Raw genomic sequence first — 15075 nt, forward strand, 5'->3', positions numbered from 1 at the left:
ACTCATCTTTTCACAATAATTGTAAGGATGTCCTCATCCTCTACGACATGATCCATTCCGACCGTCTGTCCGGGGAACTTAGCACTCTTCCCCCAGACCATCGCATATCTGAAATTATTCCTGAAATCCCTGTGTATGACCTCGCAAACGTCCCCGACCGTGTTCCCCCTCTTAACAATTAGAGGTTCCGCCATATCCGCCTCTTTCCCCTGGGGTTTGAGGTAAATACGTATCATCTCGATAGTGTCGTAAAGCGTTTGTTTCAGCTCCTCTATTCCAAAGCCTGTGACCGCCGATACCGCGACGGTCCTGTACTCAGGATATAATGATTGAGCATATTCCAATTCTCCGGGTTTAGCCAGATCCACCTTGTTTATCGCCATCACGCACTTGACGTAAACTCTGTTCCCGGCGAGGACATCCAGCATCTGTTCCACATTGATGTCCTCCCTCACTACTATTGTTGCGTTGATGTGGCCGTATGCGGCGGCCATGTCCCTGATCGTTTCAACATCGATCTTCGTCAGCTTGACCGTCGGTTTAACAGAAAGACCGCCTTGGGCCGAACCTGTGATAACTACATCCGGTTTGTATTGATTCATCCTTATGGCTGCGTTATAGAGTTCTTTAAGAAGAACATCCATCTTGGGATTGAAAACATCGACCACCAGGAGTATCACATCGGATGCCCTTGCCGCGGCAATGACCTCTCTTCCCCTTCCTTTTCCTCTCGAAGCGTCCTTGATCAGACCGGGCATATCCAGGATCTGGATCTTCGCATGATTGTATTCCAAAACGCCGGGAATTATATCCAAAGTTGTGAAATGGTATGCTCCCACTTCTGATTTCGCCCCTGTGAGCTGATTGAGGAGTGTGGACTTTCCCACCGAAGGGAATCCTACGAGAGCGACGGTGGCATCCCCGGCTTTCTTGACATAGAAGCCTTTTGTCGGCCCCTTAGAAGATCTTCTTTTCTCTTCTTCAGCTGTCAGGCGCGCTATCTTCGCCTTCAGTTTTCCGATGTGGGCCTCCGTGGATTTATTGTATTTAGTGTTGGATATCTGTTCCTCCAACTCTTTGATCTGCTCATCAATGGTTGCCACGGTTCCCTCCTGATTGTGTGATAGTTGTGTGATAGTCAACAAGTATAATTAGGTTTTATCCGGTCAATCAAAAATATCCGTCTGAACGTACGATAGTTTTTAATCGGTTCAGTGTGTGGGGTCTTTCCATGAATGGTACTGCGGATGCGAAGACCATCGACATGAAATGGTTCGGAAAATGGACACCGATCCAAATACTCGGAGTTTTCGGGTCCTTAGTGGTCGCTATTGTCCTGACGTTATTCGGATTCGGTAACGGGTGTATGTGTTTCGGCGCATTGATAATAGCGGTCATACTCTACATGGTGCCCCGCATGCTGGGCGTAGAGCACATCAAGCTGATGGCGTTGGTCGGGGTATTGTTCCTTGCTGTTACCCTGATCGTCGGAGGGCTGCTCATTGCACCTGATTTTGTAAAGAACAATCAAGGTAACCCACCAGACAACAACTATTTTACCGATGTCCAATTCAATTATGATATTCCCGGCTACGATAACGGAGTACAGATAACCGCCAGTATAAAAGAAGGGGTTGACATGACCTCAAAAGAGGTTTACTTCCAGTATGCTGCCGTAAGCGGCATAGTGCTGGGAGGAACGGTCAACGGTTCGTCGAAGGACGATATCAGGCTGGATCTGAGCGGGCCAACCTTTATCCCACTCAATTCCGGCACTTTACACATCGGCGGACTTGTAGTAAAAGATGTGACTGACAGCGATAACCCGGTTCCTGTCGATGATTCGCGCACGCGTTCCTCTTTCCTGACCGGAGCGTTCGACGGCAGCATTACGGGCCTTGCACTGGTGGGGACCTTTATGAGCGTCATAACCATCGTTATCATGTTCTTCATAATCATGATCCTCTCAAATGTGATGAAGGGCAGGATGGAGAAGACCAGAGAGCAGATGGAGAAGGACGGCAGACTGTACCCGCGGGGCCATGGAAGATGCCAAAAGTGCGGTTCGTTGGTCCTTCCGGGAGAGGTCACATGCAGGAAGTGCGGAGAGTACATCGACCGTCCCGATGAGATAAAACCTGATAAGAAGGATTTCTTCGAGTGCTCGGAATGCGGTGCGGAGGTCCCGGCGGACGCAAAGCAATGTCCGAAGTGCGGCGCGGCATTCGATGAAGAAGATGAGGTCGTTATCACACCCGCGGAACATACCGCTGAGGCTCCCGTCAATGACAAAGAGTCGGCATCAAAAAGCAAATCTGTACAAGAGGATTCTCGCTCATCGGGCAGAGAACCGGTTGTGTGCCCCGAGTGCGGAGAGGTCTCTCCGGCGGGAGCGTGGTTCTGTCCGAGGTGCGGCAAATCCTTTGATGAGAAGAAATAAACTGTTTAAACTTCCATTTTCTTTTTCAATCTAAAGCAATAAAATAAATAAGATTCGGAGGATACACTTTTGGATGCCCTCTAACAATATTGAAGATTATTCCGAAGGGAATACGCAAGCCCATAAAATGGCGGCTAAACAGCAAGAGATCTCTGTAACAGAGTTCTTCGAAAAGAACAAACACATCCTCGGTTTCGATTCGAGATCTAAGTCCCTTATGATGGGGATCAAAGAAGCGGTCGATAACTCTCTGGACGCCTGCGAGGAAGCGGGATTCCTGCCCGATATCTACGTACGGGTGGAACGTCTTCAGGAAGAAGAGGAGTACAGGATAACGGTCGAAGATAACGGACCCGGGATCATCCATAAGATGATACCCAATGTTTTCGGGCGTCTGCTTTACGGTTCGAGATTCCACGCCCTCAGACAGTCGAGGGGGCAGCAGGGTATCGGTATCTCCGCGACAGTTATGTACGGCAACATCTCAACGGGAAAACCCGCCCATGTCGAGTCAAAGATCGAAGGGAAGGACGAAGTGGCCTGGAAGATGGACATCACTATCGATACCAAGACCAACCGCCCTATCGTAAAGAACGACGTTGCATTCATCTGGGAAGGGAAAGACCACGGTACAAAGATCGAATACACCACAAAGGGGAGGTACATCACCGGAAAGCAGTCGATCTTCGAATACCTTAGGAACACTGCCATCGTCAACCCCCACACCAAGATCGAGTTCCATGACCCCGAAGGGAAGAAGTACATATTCGAAAGGGCGACCGAACAGATGCCTCCGAAGTCAAAGGAGATCAAACCGCACCCCGAAGGAATGGAGATCGGGGATCTGATGAAATACACTCAGAACACTCAGCAGAAAACGGTCAATGCATTCCTAAAGAACGATTTCTCAAGGATAACAGAGAGGATCGCAGACGAGATCCTCACAAAAGCAGGCGTCGATCCTTCGATGAAACCTTCGGCGCTTTCGAGAGATCAATGTAAGGCGATACTCTCGGCGATCACGCAGGTCAAGATAATGGCTCCTCAGACCGATTGCCTGTCACCGATCGGAGACACTCTGATCAAAAAGGGGCTCATGCATGTTCTGGATGGGCTGAGGCCCGATTACTATGCGACCCCCGTTTCCCGTTCCCCGAAGTCTGTGAACGGTAACCCGTTCATAGTCGAGGCGGGGATAGTGTACGGCGGCGAGATACCGTCCGATGATCAGGTCACGATACTCAGATTCGCGAACCGCGTTCCGCTGCTGTATCAGCAGGGAGCGTGCGCAATAACAAAAGCCATCTCGGAAGTAGATTGGAGACGCTACGGATTGGAACAGAGAGGCGGAAAGGGGATACCTTTCGGCCCAGCTATAATATTGGTCCATGTTGCATCCACAAAGGTCCCGTTCACATCCGAGGGCAAGGAAGCGATAGCCTCTTTTGCCGAACTTCAGAGTGAGATAGAACAGGCTCTGAGACTATGTGCCAGAAATCTAAAGAGCCACTTGAACAAAATGGAAAGGAAGACTAAGACCGGCGCTAAATTCCAGATCGTTCAGGAGATCATTCCTGCGATAGCAAAGAAGTCATCGGCAATGCTCAACAGGCCGATGCCCGACCTCAGCAGGACCATCAGTAAGATCATGAACGTCGTATGGATCAAAGCTGAGAAAAAGAAGGATCCGCAGAAGGGTTTTGTTATCACATACACCATCCACAACTACACAACACAGGAGCGTACGATCGGGTTGCATACGCATCTTCCGAAGAGCTGCGCTAACTTGACGCTCTTCTCTAACCCGTATTTCGTCAACAACATGACCGATGACGGAAAGGTCATGTGGGAGGTAAAAAACATACAGCCCTCTACATCGCTCACGATATCATTTGAGTTGAAAGGAGAGTTGGCAGATACCTTCGATGCCGATGATGTGTACATCTCGGGCATCAATCCGGTATTAGTGATGGGGGCCGAAGCGCTTCCCGGGGATTGGGGGATAAAAGGATTGGAGATAATCGAGAGCGACGAGAACATCCCTGCAGATGACGAAGAAGAGGAAACGGAGGCTGAAGACCTTGGCGACGAATGAAAGACAGACCACGGCAATGAATAACCTCACATCCATTGTGGGTAAAATTTATGATCAATTAGATGCCGGCAGCGTGCCGCTGATGGAGCTCCCCCTCAGGTCTAAGAAGAACATCGAATTCGACACTCAGCACAACGTATGGAAATACGGTGACCTGAGGACCAACCGTACGGCGAAAACAGTTCAGGGAGCACAAATGATGCTCAGAACTGTTTACACAGCGGATTTCATCAACGAGATGATTAAAGAGAACAAATCCTCTACATTGAGGGAAATGTACTATATATCCGAAGGATGGGAGCATGCAAAGTTCAATACCCAGGACGAAAGCAACCTTCTCGCCGAAGATCTGGAGATCATCTCAAGATGTATGAGGGAGGACTTCAAGCTCAGACCCGAGGAAAGCGGTGCGCACGTGTATGGGAACCTTGACATAAGCACGATGACAAAGAAGGGAATGAAGAAGTTCAACTGCATCGATGATGTTGCAGAGACCGGTTTCGCTGTTCCCTATAATGTGGAGAAAGAGAACTTCGAGATCGTCGGCAGCGATGCAAAATTCATCATGGCGATAGAAACAGGCGGTATGTTCGCAAGGCTTATCGAGAACGGTTTCCCCGAAAGGTATGGGGCGATACTTGTTCACCTCAGCGGACAGCCGGCAAGAAGCACGAGGCGTTTGATAAAGAGGCTGAATGAAGAGAGGAACCTGCCCGTGACCGTGTTCACCGACGGCGACCCGTGGTCGTTCAGGATATTCGCTTCCGTTGCATACGGCGCTATCAAAACGGCGCACATATCAGAATATCTGGCGACACCGACCGCACAATTCATCGGGATAACGGCATCCGACATTCTGAATTATGATCTGCCCACCGACAAGCTCTCAGACAAAGATGTCGGTGCCCTGAATGCCGAGCTGTCCGACCCGAGATTCAATGACGGGTTCTGGGACAGTGAGATCAAAGCCATGCTGGAGATGAAAAAGAAGTCTGAGCAGCAGGCTCTGGCGAAATACGGTCTCGACTTCGTGACGGACAATTATCTCCCCGAGAAACTTACAGATATGGGAGTCTTGTAAATCAAAAAAAATAATTTTATCGGCCCAATGGGGCCGATCTGTTTTTCTCAGGTGTGTCTTACTGCCTGAATGAACCTGTTTATCACGAACTGCTTGTCCATGCTTGCCAAGAACGGACCTACTCTTGGGCCTGCGGGCTTTCCGATCAACACCATATATATCACTTTGAAAGCCGCTTTAACGCCTGTGGGGGTCTCCTTTCCCGTCTCGGTTATTATCTGGCTTATCGTATCCGCATCCCAGTTGGCATCGTTAAGCCTTTCCACCAGCTTCTGGAAGAATACTTTATCTCCCATTGTTATTTCTGTCCCGCAAGGGATCGTCGGATATACGTAGAATTTCACATCGTCAGGTGCGAACCCATTTAGCCAGTACCTTACGCAGTCGACTCGCTTCCTCAGTCTTTCTATATCCTCTTCTTTTGCTTTGGACATGTCCGTTGTCCTGCCGAGTATGGCCAATACATCCTCAAAAGTACTTGCCATCTGCACGACGCTGACCAAGTGCCTGTACGGGACCTGCAGGGGCATCTCTGTCGGAACATGGTTATGCTGCGCTATCTCGTATGCCCGTAAGGAATTCTCTCCCACCTCCTTTGATTTGTACCCCTCTGTGAAGAATATCCTCTCCATCCTGTCATACTCATCGGTCATTTCCACGACCCCGATACCGGGATCGTAATCGATTGATTTATTGGGCTGGATCCTCAGGAAAAGATAATTGACAACCTCCGGCGGCATCATGCCGATAGCATCAAGACCAGTAACGGACGAACCCGTCGATTTATGCATCTGGCCGACGCCTTTGAGCTGTACGAATTCATATGGTATGGGAAGCGGCGGTTCGATACCGTATATCTCTCTGGCGATCCTTTCGCCGGTATCATATGATCCGCCCGCGGCAGCATGGTCTTTGCCAAATGGTTCGGCTGATGTCCCGAATATCAACCATTTGGCGGGCCATTCCAGTCTCCACGTCAGCTTTCCGTCGCCTTTGGTTATGTCTGCGATACCGTGGTATCCGCATTTGCACTGATACTCCACCGTCGGATAGGAATAGGTCTCGAATATGGGATTGGTGAATTTTCCGCAGTCCTTGCAGACGGGGTTGTACGGGGCATAGTCCTCTTTCTGCTCTTTCCCGGATACCTCGTGCAGTATCTGGATTATTTCTTTCCTCTTTTTGAAGCATAGATCTATCGCCTGAGCGAATTTACCCTGCTCATAAAGCTCGTGCGTCCATATCACCTCGCAGTCGATGTCGAGGGACTCCACCGCATCAAGGAAGTTCTGTATGAAGTGGTGGGCGAAATTGTGATGTTTTCCGCAAGGGCACGGTATCTGGGATATCGGCTTGTTGACATGCTCCTCATATGATTCGGGCAGGAAGTCGGAACGTTTTTTCAACTGGTCGAATGAATCAATAAGATAGATCATGCGTACATTCTCATTCAGTTCCTTTACTGCGCTCCTTATCGACTCCGCAGTAATAGCTTCCCTAAGACTCCCAACATGTATGGTGCCTGAGGGGCTGATACCCGCCGCTATCAGCGGCTTTTCGCATGTATCAGCGACATCTTTCGCAATAACGTCTGCCCAGTGCATTCTTACCACGCGTGTAACATTACAACTATAAAAGAGATTTTCGGTCGTTTGCTGGATATTTCTGCCTGTCACCTCGGTAGGTTTTTATATTGATGCTTAATTCCTTTACTTATGGCAAAAGAGAAGAACAGCGGATTCTCATCATCAGCGGGGCTGATGAGGTACTTTGACGTGGAAGACGACAGAGGCCTCAAGATCAACCCGAGACTGGTCATCGGTGCCGCTATCGCTTTTACAGTTCTGATCTTGCTGTTGCCGGTATTCATCCCGATGTAAGTTCATATCTTCTTCACCAGTTTAGACGTCTGCACATCATGATGCGTCGACCCGGGTTGACCCATACTCTTTTCTGATCGCCCATGCCAGAAGCGGCGGGGCTATTATCGTCGTTGATACCGCCATCACTATTACCGCACCGTAGATCTCGGAAGACATCACCCCGGATGCCAATCCGATCGATGCCACGATCATCCCTACCTCGCCGCGGGGTACCATCCCCATCCCGATAATGTTCCTTGAACCCTTGGATATGGTTCTGTCCCCCACCCTTGCACCTATGCTGCAGCCGATATACTTTGTTGCTATGGCAAGGAGTATTATCACAACAGCCAGGATTATCACGGGCCCGTTGTCCAGACTTCCAAGGTTCACTTGCATACCCACATTTAGGAAGAAGAAGGAGATGAAAAGGGCTGTTATCGGTTCCATCTTCTCCTTAAGGTTCCACTCGTCCGCTTTGTCTGCCAGAAGCATGCCGCCGAAGAATGCACCGACTATCGCTGCGAGCCCGATCAGATCCGAAAGCCACGACAGGCCCAGGCAGACCACTATCGCGATGATGAGCATGCTCGTACCGGGACCGCTGCTTCTTTTTTTAACGGCAGGGCTCTTTTCCTTTCTTTCGTTGAAATATTTCGACAGCCGGGGAACACCCCATAGCGCGGCCGCTATCGCAAGAAGAACAAAGAGGATCGCCTCAATGGTTGTAAGCGCGATATCGAACGCTGCCGATTCGCCTGTCGCGGTCATTCCCACAACTATGGCAAGGACCACCATTCCCTGAACATCATCGATCACCGCAGCGCCGATGATTATCCTTGCTTCCTTGGTATCGACCAGATTCATATCTTTTATCACGCGGGCGGTAACGCTGACGCTTGTCGCAACGAGCGCCGCTCCCAGGAACAATGCGTGCGTGAGGTTCCCGTCGTATATTTGTATCAATGCGAACCCCGCCACAAACGGGATTATCACACCCATCGTCGCCACAAGTGTAGCGGCCTTACCGACAGACAGCAACCCCCTTACCTTTGTCTCCAGACCTATCGAGAACAGAAGGAATATCACTCCAAGCTCTGCAAAGAGTTTCACGACCTCATAATTCTGGTTCGAATCGTTCCCTATCTCTACGCTCAGCATCCCGAGGAAGGACCATTCGCCGAATATCAGGTTGGCGATGATTATCCCCACTATTATCTCGCCTATGAGCCCGGGTACGCCGAAGCGATCGAAAACATAGGAGCCTATACGGGCCAGGACTATCAGCACCACTAACATTATGAGTATAGAGCCGAAGTCCATGGGAGATGATGTTGTTCATCATTTATAATATTGGCATAGAAAAATCATGGAAATGGTTTGGGTGGGGGTTTATTTGAATTTGAATTTGAATGGCGTAGTCTTGGTTACGTTGGTCAGGGATGTGTCCGAACCAGAAGCTGCCTGCGCTGCGACAGATGATGTCACAGTGGGTGCACTCTTGAAGGCGCAGTCATATGCCTCAAGGCCATCATCCGGGATGACCATTATACAATCCGCAGACATATCGGACATCAGTTCATCGCATATGCACAGGCCGGGGATGGTTATCTTCAGCATCTCTATCTCATCGGCTATCGCAATGATCGTGGGGCCTGTCACTGTCTCTGAATTCTTTTCCGCAACGGCACAGGGCACTGCTTCCGTTACGTTGATAACCCCTTTTGTCTTATGAACAACAGGGATCTGTTCTGCGATCGGAAGTGCGGCTTCCGCAGGTTTTGACCCGGAAGTTGCGGCCGTCTGTGCGGCTGTGGATTTACCGTTGAAAGACGACAGCTCTTCTGTCGCACCGACGTTCATCTTTGCAACATCTGTCGGCCTCTTGCCTTCGACATGCAATCCTGCGGGAACCTCGGCTGTGTGAACTTTTTTGATCACAACCTTTTCAACATATATCGGCTCTTCTTTGATAGGCACCTTTTTCTCTTCTGTTTTTGTCGTTTCTTCTGCTGCGGTCGTGTCCTCCACTTCATAATCGGAGGGCTCCGCATACCCGATGATCGTTTCTTTCATCATTATGGGCGCCGCGGCATCTGCCGAAGTAAATGCCATATCAGCCTGTTTCTTCACAAAGACCTGCTCTTCAAGGACCGGATCAACAACCTCTCTGCAAGAGAGGGGAGAGTATAGCTCTGCCTCTTCCAGTTCCTTTTCGAACGAATCATTCTTCTTGATTATTATCTGGAAGTCGATCTCTTCATAGACCGGCCTTCTTTTTGCATTGTTGAAGATGTCTGCCGGCTGAGTATAATCCATCGGTTCCGGTTCGGGCTCGGACCTCACCGGTACCGTGAATGAATCCGCGCGTTTGCTGCCGCTGACGAAACTGCCTCCGGCCATTCTGACCATTTTAGGCTCATCATCGTCAAAGAACGCTGTATCCGGCTGGATCGTTATGTAAACATCCTGTTTTTCAGGAGTATTGTACACATAATATCCTTCTCTATTCAGCTGTTTGACCGCTTCGGACCTTATCGTCTCCTGCGGCCTTGCCGTTCTTCCGGGCGCTACTGCCGTCTCGTTGGACGCAGTGAAACCCGGGTGTCTTTGTTTCACTTCCGCTTGCATAGCGGGCTTGATTGTTTGTTGACCAAGCATCCGCTTCAAAAAGCTCCTCTGCGAGCTTACGCTGTCATTATTGCCTGAGTTACCACCCATGCTACCATCCCATCCGAGGAAAGGGTATGAAGTATAGATATTAAAAAGTTATAGTTGCACCTTAACTCTTTACGAAGGTAACATAGTCTGCTTTCCCGATAGAATGTATTTCTTTGAGCATTGAGGACAGTTTTTTAGCTTCGCTTGAGATGACCATTACTTCCAGACATTTTTGATCCTTTAGGTGTGAGTGAAGCTGCGTTCTTATCTCATTTTGATGTTTTGCTTGGATCATATTCATCCAAGGATCGCTGTGATCTTTTTTTACGACTATCAATACGCCCTCGATGGTCCCCTCCATGTCCTCCATCGTCTGCGCTTCCGCTTTTGCGGCGTTTATCGCTCTCCTCACGGCTTCGCTTCTTCCCTTCAAACCGAATATCGATTGGATCTCGTCCAACTCCTTTGCGCTCTCTTCGCTCAGAGAAATGCTTACGATCACCATCTCTTCACCTTGTTAACAAATCGGTGATTAGTAATACAAAGTTAATAACATTATCATAATCTTTTAATAACTATCTTTTATTTTTGTTATTGATGGATACTATCGTCGAGTTCCTTGTCTTTGTGGCTGTGATACTTATTGTATCATTTGTCGGTGCATATCTGCCGATGACCACCCGGGCAACCGACAAACAGATGCATCTGATGATCGCATTCAGTACGGGGGTCTTCCTCGGGATACTATTCCTCATACTATTTCCGGAAGCGGTCCGAGAGAGCGACGCTTACGGCATCGACATAATGACGGTGATGTACGTAGCGCTTGCGGGTTTCCTTTTAATGTTCACTGTTGACTTCTTGATGAAACACTACAAAAAAGCGGAATGCGACTGCGATGACTGCTTGGATCACCACTCTCACAGCGTCACATCTCTGTCCGCCTTTTTCGGCCTGTCGATACATGCCGCACTTGACGGTCTCGCTCTTGCGACCGCATTCACATTGGATGCGTCGGTCGGAGTAGTGATACTGCTTGCCCTGAGCATACACAAGGCAGCGGAGGTGTTCTCACTTTCATCCACTTTCCTGCTTGCGGGGGGAAGAAAGAGATCCATGACATACATGACGGTATTCTGCCTGATCACGCCAATTGCGGCGCTGGTATCGTATCTGCTGCTCGGAGGTGCCGAGAGCAACATAACCGGTCCGGCCTTTGCATTCTCGGCAGGAGTGTTCATGTTCGTAACAATGCTGCACATGATACCTGAAGCATTCCACAGAAAAGACATCAAGATAAGTTCGCTTTTGCTTATGCTGATCGGTCTGTTGATAATTTTGTGCGTCGTAATTCTAATGGGTAATTCGGGGCTTTGAGGTAAAATGTTCGACAATTGACGGATATGGTTGTGTACAGCTTTATATATTATGATAAATTTTTGCCGATTATGGCTGATAATGAATCACCATCAATAAGAAAAATCGCCAACCCCGCAGGCCTAGGTCTGCTTGGTTTCGGAATGACAACTGTATTGCTATCTTTCCACAACCTTGGTCTATACTCAGTGGACTCGATGATCGTCTCCATGGGAATATTCTACGGTGGAATAGCTCAAGTGATAGCAGGAATACTGGAATACAAGAACGGTAACACCTTCGGAACTGTGGCATTCACCTCATACGGTCTGTTCTGGCTGACATTCGTGGGAGTCAACACCGCAGGCCTGACCGGGCTGACTGCCGGGAATCCATCTTCTCTAGGCTTGTTCTTTGCGATCTGGGGAGTCCTTACGCTGTTCCTATTCATAGGAACTCTGAAGGGAACCCGCGCACTGCAGGTGGTCTTCCTAACGCTGACCATACTGTTCTTCGTAGTCGCGATCAGATTCGGCACCCAGAACGCCGATGTTGCCTACGTTGCAGGTGTCATAGGGATAATCTGCGGCGGAAGTGCAATGTACACGGCATTCGGTGAGGTTCTGAACGAGCAGCACGGGAAGACGATTTTGCCTTTGGGATGATTCCAAAGCAAACTTTTTTTAAAACCCTTTGAACTTTTTCCTGATCTCAGAGGTTTTCATTCATGCTTCCTGTACGATACCCCAAAACGTCCAGAGATACATAAGTGAACCCAATATCTTTGAATTTGGCATGGATCTTTCTTCTGTTCGCTTCGACGGACATCAATTTGAAGCCTTCTGCATCGGTCTCTATCCTGGCAAGGTCGCTGTGATACCGCACCCTTACCTGACTGAACCCCATTTCGATCAAAAATTGCTCCGCCCTGTCCACCATTTCCAAACGCTGTTTGTCGATCTTCGTGCCGTATGGGAACCTTGTGTAAAGGCAGGCAAAGGGCTGTTTGTTCCAAGTAGGCAGTCCGAGACCCTTAGACAGTTCGCGGATCTCCTGTTTATTCAATCCGACATCGCACAGCGGACTTCTCACACCCAGCTCGGCAACGGCTTGCCTGCCGGGACGATAATCCCCGACATCATCCGCATTGGAACCGTCCAAAACGTTAGCCGTGTCGTATTCCTTTGCGACGGCAAGGATCTTTGTAAAGATCTCTCTTTTACATAAGTAGCATCGGTTGACCGGGTTCTCAGAGAAACCTTCTATGTCCAATTCTTCGGTGTCGCATGTTATGTGCGTGATGTTCTCTTTTTTGCAAAAGGCGGAGCATTCCTCCGATTCACGTTTGGGGAAAGAGTATGAATGCGCCGTGACGGCGATGACATTGTCCCCAAGAACATCATGAGCGACCTTCAGAAGAAATGTGGAGTCCACACCGCCGGAGAACGCCACCGCCGCACTTCCCATCTCTTTCAGAGAAGTTTTCAAGCGCCTGTACTTTTCTTCTGCGGCGGTCATTCGGCATCCCTTTTATCATTCAGGTGCAGCCATATCCTGCGTTCCGTTTCCTGTATGGACAGGCCATGCTTATCGGCAATAGATGCTACATCCTCATATTCCAGCTTGGACCTCTTTACGCCGTACCCTTCGCCGGTCTTAACTCTCACATCTCCGAGAGGTGTACTGTATGTTTTGATATTCCTTTCCAAAACATAACGGTCGAGAACACTCTTTCTGACACCGAATGTGTTCGTATGCCTCAGCATAAGAGCTGCGAAATGCTCCGCTTCGTCTTCACTGCAGATGCAGGAGATCATAGTTCCCAAGCGGCCTTTTTTCATCATTATGGGTGTAGAAAAAACATCTTTAGCGCCTGCTTCTGTGATCTTTTGAACGGCGTAACTCAAAGCCTCGGCGGTCATATCGTCTATATTACAGGATAATTCAGCAACGCGCTCATTTGGACCGTTCTCTGAATTGCCGGCATCGCCCATGAATATGCGGAGACAGTTAGCTGTTTCGAAATCCTTCTTCCCCATACCGCAGCCGATCTTCCGAACGGTCATCTTCGGCATCGGTCCGAACTCATCTGCAAAATGTGCCAGCAGAGCCGCACCGGTGGGAGTGCACAATTCTCCGTTTATGTTCCCTCCATATATGGGGATGTTCCGCAAAAGGTGAGCGGTCGCCGGGGCAGGTACCGGCATTACGCCGTGAGAACAGCGGACGGTTCCGCTTCCGACGTTTATCGATGAGACGATCACTCTGTCCGGAGAAAGTTCTTCCATTAACAGGCAGACACCGACGATATCTGCGACGGCATCCATGTTGCCGACCTCGTGGAAGTGTATTTTATTGACGGGGCATCCGTGTACTTTGGATTCCGCTTCCGCGATGCTGCTGTATATCTCAAGTGCTTGTTGTTTTACCTTTTTTGATATGGGGAGACCTACTAAGATATCCTCGATGTCACGCATCGTGGTATGAGAATGATGATGGTGTGCCGGCCCGTCATCGGTCTCTTCCGTCCTTCCGTGGACAAAGACCGAAATATGTGTTCCGTTGATCCCGCATTTGGATACTGACCTCACATCCAAATGAACGCCTTCCAATCCCAAACTGTTCATTCTGTCGATGAATGCGTCTTTTTCCGGCAACAGCTCCAGCAATGCGGACATCAACATATCTCCCGCCGCGCCCATGTTGCATTCTATGTAGAGTATTTTCATTATACTCCCTTCATCCTGTTGATACGGCTGGCCACAACGCCGGCGCCGAACCCGTTGTCAATGTTCACCACAGAGATGCCGACCGCACAGGAGTTCAGCATCGTAAGCAACGCCGATAATCCCTCAAAATTCGCACCGTAGCCGACGCTGGTCGGAACTGCTATTATGGGGCAGCTTGCGATCCCCCCGACCACGCTGGGAAGTGCTCCTTCCATGCCGGCCACTGCTATTATGACCCTGGCCTCGATGATGACGTCCAATCTTGCAAGGAGGCGATGAAGTCCCGCCACGCCGACATCGTATATGCGCGTTACTTTATTACCCAGGATCTCGGCGGTCAATGCCGCTTCTTCACACACCGCCATATCGCTTGTTCCGGCGCTTACAATAACGATATTCCCCACTTGCTGACGTTTTTCACCGGGCAAAGCAATACCCAGCTGAGGGATGACGTGATAATCCATTGGGATATTTTGCTCTGCGATGAAATCCGCTGTTGTCTGAGAGATCCTTGTGACAATGACATTCCTTGCGCCGTTCTTGCGCATATCCGATAGTATGCCGGCTATCTGTTCCGGCGTTTTGTTCTTGCCGTAGATGGTCTCGCACATACCCTGCCTCAAAGAACGGTGATAATCCACTTTTGCATAATCCAGATCTGAAAATGGCTCAGCCCGAAGTTTTTCAATGACCTGTTCGGGCGTTAACTTCCCGGATTTCACTGAACGCAGCAAATTCAGAATATCTTCCTGTTCTGTTGATTTTTCCATCTTGCGTTTCTCCCTTATTTTTCCGTTATTTATTCTCGCTTGATCTGCAGCACAATGGTAGAGGTACTTTTTCAATATTGC

14 protein-coding genes are annotated in these 15075 nt (G+C 49.3%); 6 read left to right on the forward strand and 8 right to left on the reverse strand.

Annotation, left to right across the window (positions count from 1 at the left end):
* Positions 1–2: 2 nt before the first annotated feature.
* Entirely contained in the window at positions 3–1103 is a 1101-nt protein-coding gene (locus Mpt1_RS03875) for an OBG GTPase family GTP-binding protein (RefSeq protein WP_048112357.1), read from the reverse strand.
* A gap of 128 nt (positions 1104–1231) precedes the next feature.
* On the opposite strand from Mpt1_RS03875, the gene Mpt1_RS03880 reads away from it, so the two are divergent.
* The 3 genes from Mpt1_RS03880 to Mpt1_RS03890 all read left to right on the forward strand — a co-directional run bounded on the left by Mpt1_RS03880 (position 1232) and on the right by Mpt1_RS03890 (position 5616).
* Positions 1232–2440, forward strand: a complete 1209-nt coding sequence (locus tag Mpt1_RS03880) for a zinc ribbon domain-containing protein (protein WP_048112359.1) — start codon at positions 1232–1234, stop codon at positions 2438–2440.
* A gap of 73 nt (positions 2441–2513) precedes the next feature.
* Complete coding sequence (locus Mpt1_RS03885; protein WP_048112361.1) at positions 2514–4535, forward strand: DNA topoisomerase VI subunit B; 2022 nt, start codon at positions 2514–2516, stop codon at positions 4533–4535.
* Complete coding sequence (locus Mpt1_RS03890) at positions 4489–5616, forward strand: DNA topoisomerase IV subunit A (RefSeq protein WP_048112363.1); 1128 nt, start codon at positions 4489–4491, stop codon at positions 5614–5616. The genes Mpt1_RS03885 and Mpt1_RS03890 overlap by 47 nt, the downstream gene beginning before the upstream one ends.
* A gap of 47 nt (positions 5617–5663) precedes the next feature.
* On the opposite strand, the gene lysS is transcribed toward Mpt1_RS03890, so the two are convergent.
* Positions 5664–7220, reverse strand: a complete 1557-nt coding sequence (gene lysS / locus Mpt1_RS03895; protein WP_048112365.1) for a lysine--tRNA ligase — start codon at positions 7218–7220, stop codon at positions 5664–5666.
* A 111-nt stretch (positions 7221–7331) separates the two neighbouring features.
* On the opposite strand from lysS, the gene Mpt1_RS03900 reads away from it, so the two are divergent.
* Positions 7332–7496: a preprotein translocase subunit Sec61beta gene (locus tag Mpt1_RS03900; protein WP_048112367.1), complete on the forward strand. Its 165-nt coding sequence runs from the start codon at positions 7332–7334 to the stop codon at positions 7494–7496.
* Positions 7497–7532: 36 nt separating this feature from the next.
* Here Mpt1_RS03900 and Mpt1_RS03905 read toward each other — a convergent pair whose 3' ends face one another.
* The 3 genes from Mpt1_RS03905 to Mpt1_RS03915 form a co-directional block, all read right to left on the reverse strand.
* Positions 7533–8801, reverse strand: a complete 1269-nt coding sequence (locus tag Mpt1_RS03905) for a cation:proton antiporter (protein ID WP_048112369.1) — start codon at positions 8799–8801, stop codon at positions 7533–7535.
* Between the two features lie 69 nt (positions 8802–8870).
* Complete coding sequence (locus Mpt1_RS03910; RefSeq protein WP_148305822.1) at positions 8871–10199, reverse strand: hypothetical protein; 1329 nt, start codon at positions 10197–10199, stop codon at positions 8871–8873.
* A gap of 61 nt (positions 10200–10260) precedes the next feature.
* Complete coding sequence (locus Mpt1_RS03915) at positions 10261–10644, reverse strand: CopG family ribbon-helix-helix protein (protein WP_048112373.1); 384 nt, start codon at positions 10642–10644, stop codon at positions 10261–10263.
* A 92-nt stretch (positions 10645–10736) separates the two neighbouring features.
* Here Mpt1_RS03915 and Mpt1_RS03920 point away from each other — a divergent pair, with 92 nt between their 5' ends.
* The gene (locus tag Mpt1_RS03920; protein WP_048112375.1) at positions 10737–11516 is read left to right on the forward strand and encodes a ZIP family metal transporter; all 780 of its coding nucleotides are present in this window, start codon (positions 10737–10739) and stop codon (positions 11514–11516) included.
* A 71-nt stretch (positions 11517–11587) separates the two neighbouring features.
* On the forward strand, positions 11588–12160 hold the full coding sequence (locus Mpt1_RS03925; protein ID WP_048112377.1) for an acetate uptake transporter: 573 nt from the start codon (positions 11588–11590) through the stop codon (positions 12158–12160).
* 46 nt (positions 12161–12206) lie between these two features.
* Here the strand turns inward: Mpt1_RS03925 and larE are convergent, their stop codons facing one another.
* From larE to larB, 3 genes are read right to left on the reverse strand one after another with little or no spacing between them, the layout of a single operon-like run.
* Positions 12207–13013, reverse strand: coding sequence for an ATP-dependent sacrificial sulfur transferase LarE (gene larE / locus Mpt1_RS03930; RefSeq protein ID WP_048112379.1), 807 nt, complete (start codon positions 13011–13013; stop codon positions 12207–12209).
* Positions 13010–14224 (reverse strand): nickel pincer cofactor biosynthesis protein LarC, encoded by a 1215-nt coding sequence (gene larC, locus Mpt1_RS03935; RefSeq protein WP_048112381.1) that lies wholly within the window; start codon positions 14222–14224, stop codon positions 13010–13012. Before larC ends, larE begins: the two co-directional genes overlap by 4 nt.
* Positions 14224–14994, reverse strand: coding sequence for a nickel pincer cofactor biosynthesis protein LarB (gene larB / locus Mpt1_RS03940; RefSeq protein ID WP_048113801.1), 771 nt, complete (start codon positions 14992–14994; stop codon positions 14224–14226). Before larB ends, larC begins: the two co-directional genes overlap by 1 nt.
* Positions 14995–15075: the final 81 nt, after the last annotated feature.

Origin of the sequence: Candidatus Methanoplasma termitum (assembly GCF_000800805.1) — an archaeon.
Lineage (GTDB): Archaea > Thermoplasmatota > Thermoplasmata > Methanomassiliicoccales > Methanomethylophilaceae > Methanoplasma > Methanoplasma termitum.

Bases quoted from the DNA above. Each gene is read 5' to 3' on its own strand.
- Mpt1_RS03880 (WP_048112359.1), top strand. From the start codon at position 1,232: ATGAATGGTACTGCGGATGCGAAGACCATCGACATGAAATGGTTCGGA.
- Mpt1_RS03885 (WP_048112361.1), top strand. From the start codon at position 2,514: ATGCCCTCTAACAATATTGAAGATTATTCCGAAGGGAATACGCAAGCC.
- Mpt1_RS03890 (WP_048112363.1), top strand. From the start codon at position 4,489: ATGACGAAGAAGAGGAAACGGAGGCTGAAGACCTTGGCGACGAATGAA.
- lysS (WP_048112365.1), bottom strand. From the start codon at position 7,220: ATGCACTGGGCAGACGTTATTGCGAAAGATGTCGCTGATACATGCGAA.
- Mpt1_RS03900 (WP_048112367.1), top strand. From the start codon at position 7,332: ATGGCAAAAGAGAAGAACAGCGGATTCTCATCATCAGCGGGGCTGATG.
- Mpt1_RS03905 (WP_048112369.1), bottom strand. From the start codon at position 8,801: ATGGACTTCGGCTCTATACTCATAATGTTAGTGGTGCTGATAGTCCTG.
- Mpt1_RS03910 (WP_148305822.1), bottom strand. From the start codon at position 10,199: ATGGGTGGTAACTCAGGCAATAATGACAGCGTAAGCTCGCAGAGGAGC.
- Mpt1_RS03915 (WP_048112373.1), bottom strand. From the start codon at position 10,644: ATGGTGATCGTAAGCATTTCTCTGAGCGAAGAGAGCGCAAAGGAGTTG.
- Mpt1_RS03920 (WP_048112375.1), top strand. From the start codon at position 10,737: ATGGATACTATCGTCGAGTTCCTTGTCTTTGTGGCTGTGATACTTATT.
- Mpt1_RS03925 (WP_048112377.1), top strand. From the start codon at position 11,588: ATGGCTGATAATGAATCACCATCAATAAGAAAAATCGCCAACCCCGCA.
- larE (WP_048112379.1), bottom strand. From the start codon at position 13,013: ATGACCGCCGCAGAAGAAAAGTACAGGCGCTTGAAAACTTCTCTGAAA.
- larC (WP_048112381.1), bottom strand. From the start codon at position 14,224: ATGAAAATACTCTACATAGAATGCAACATGGGCGCGGCGGGAGATATG.
- larB (WP_048113801.1), bottom strand. From the start codon at position 14,994: ATGGAAAAATCAACAGAACAGGAAGATATTCTGAATTTGCTGCGTTCA.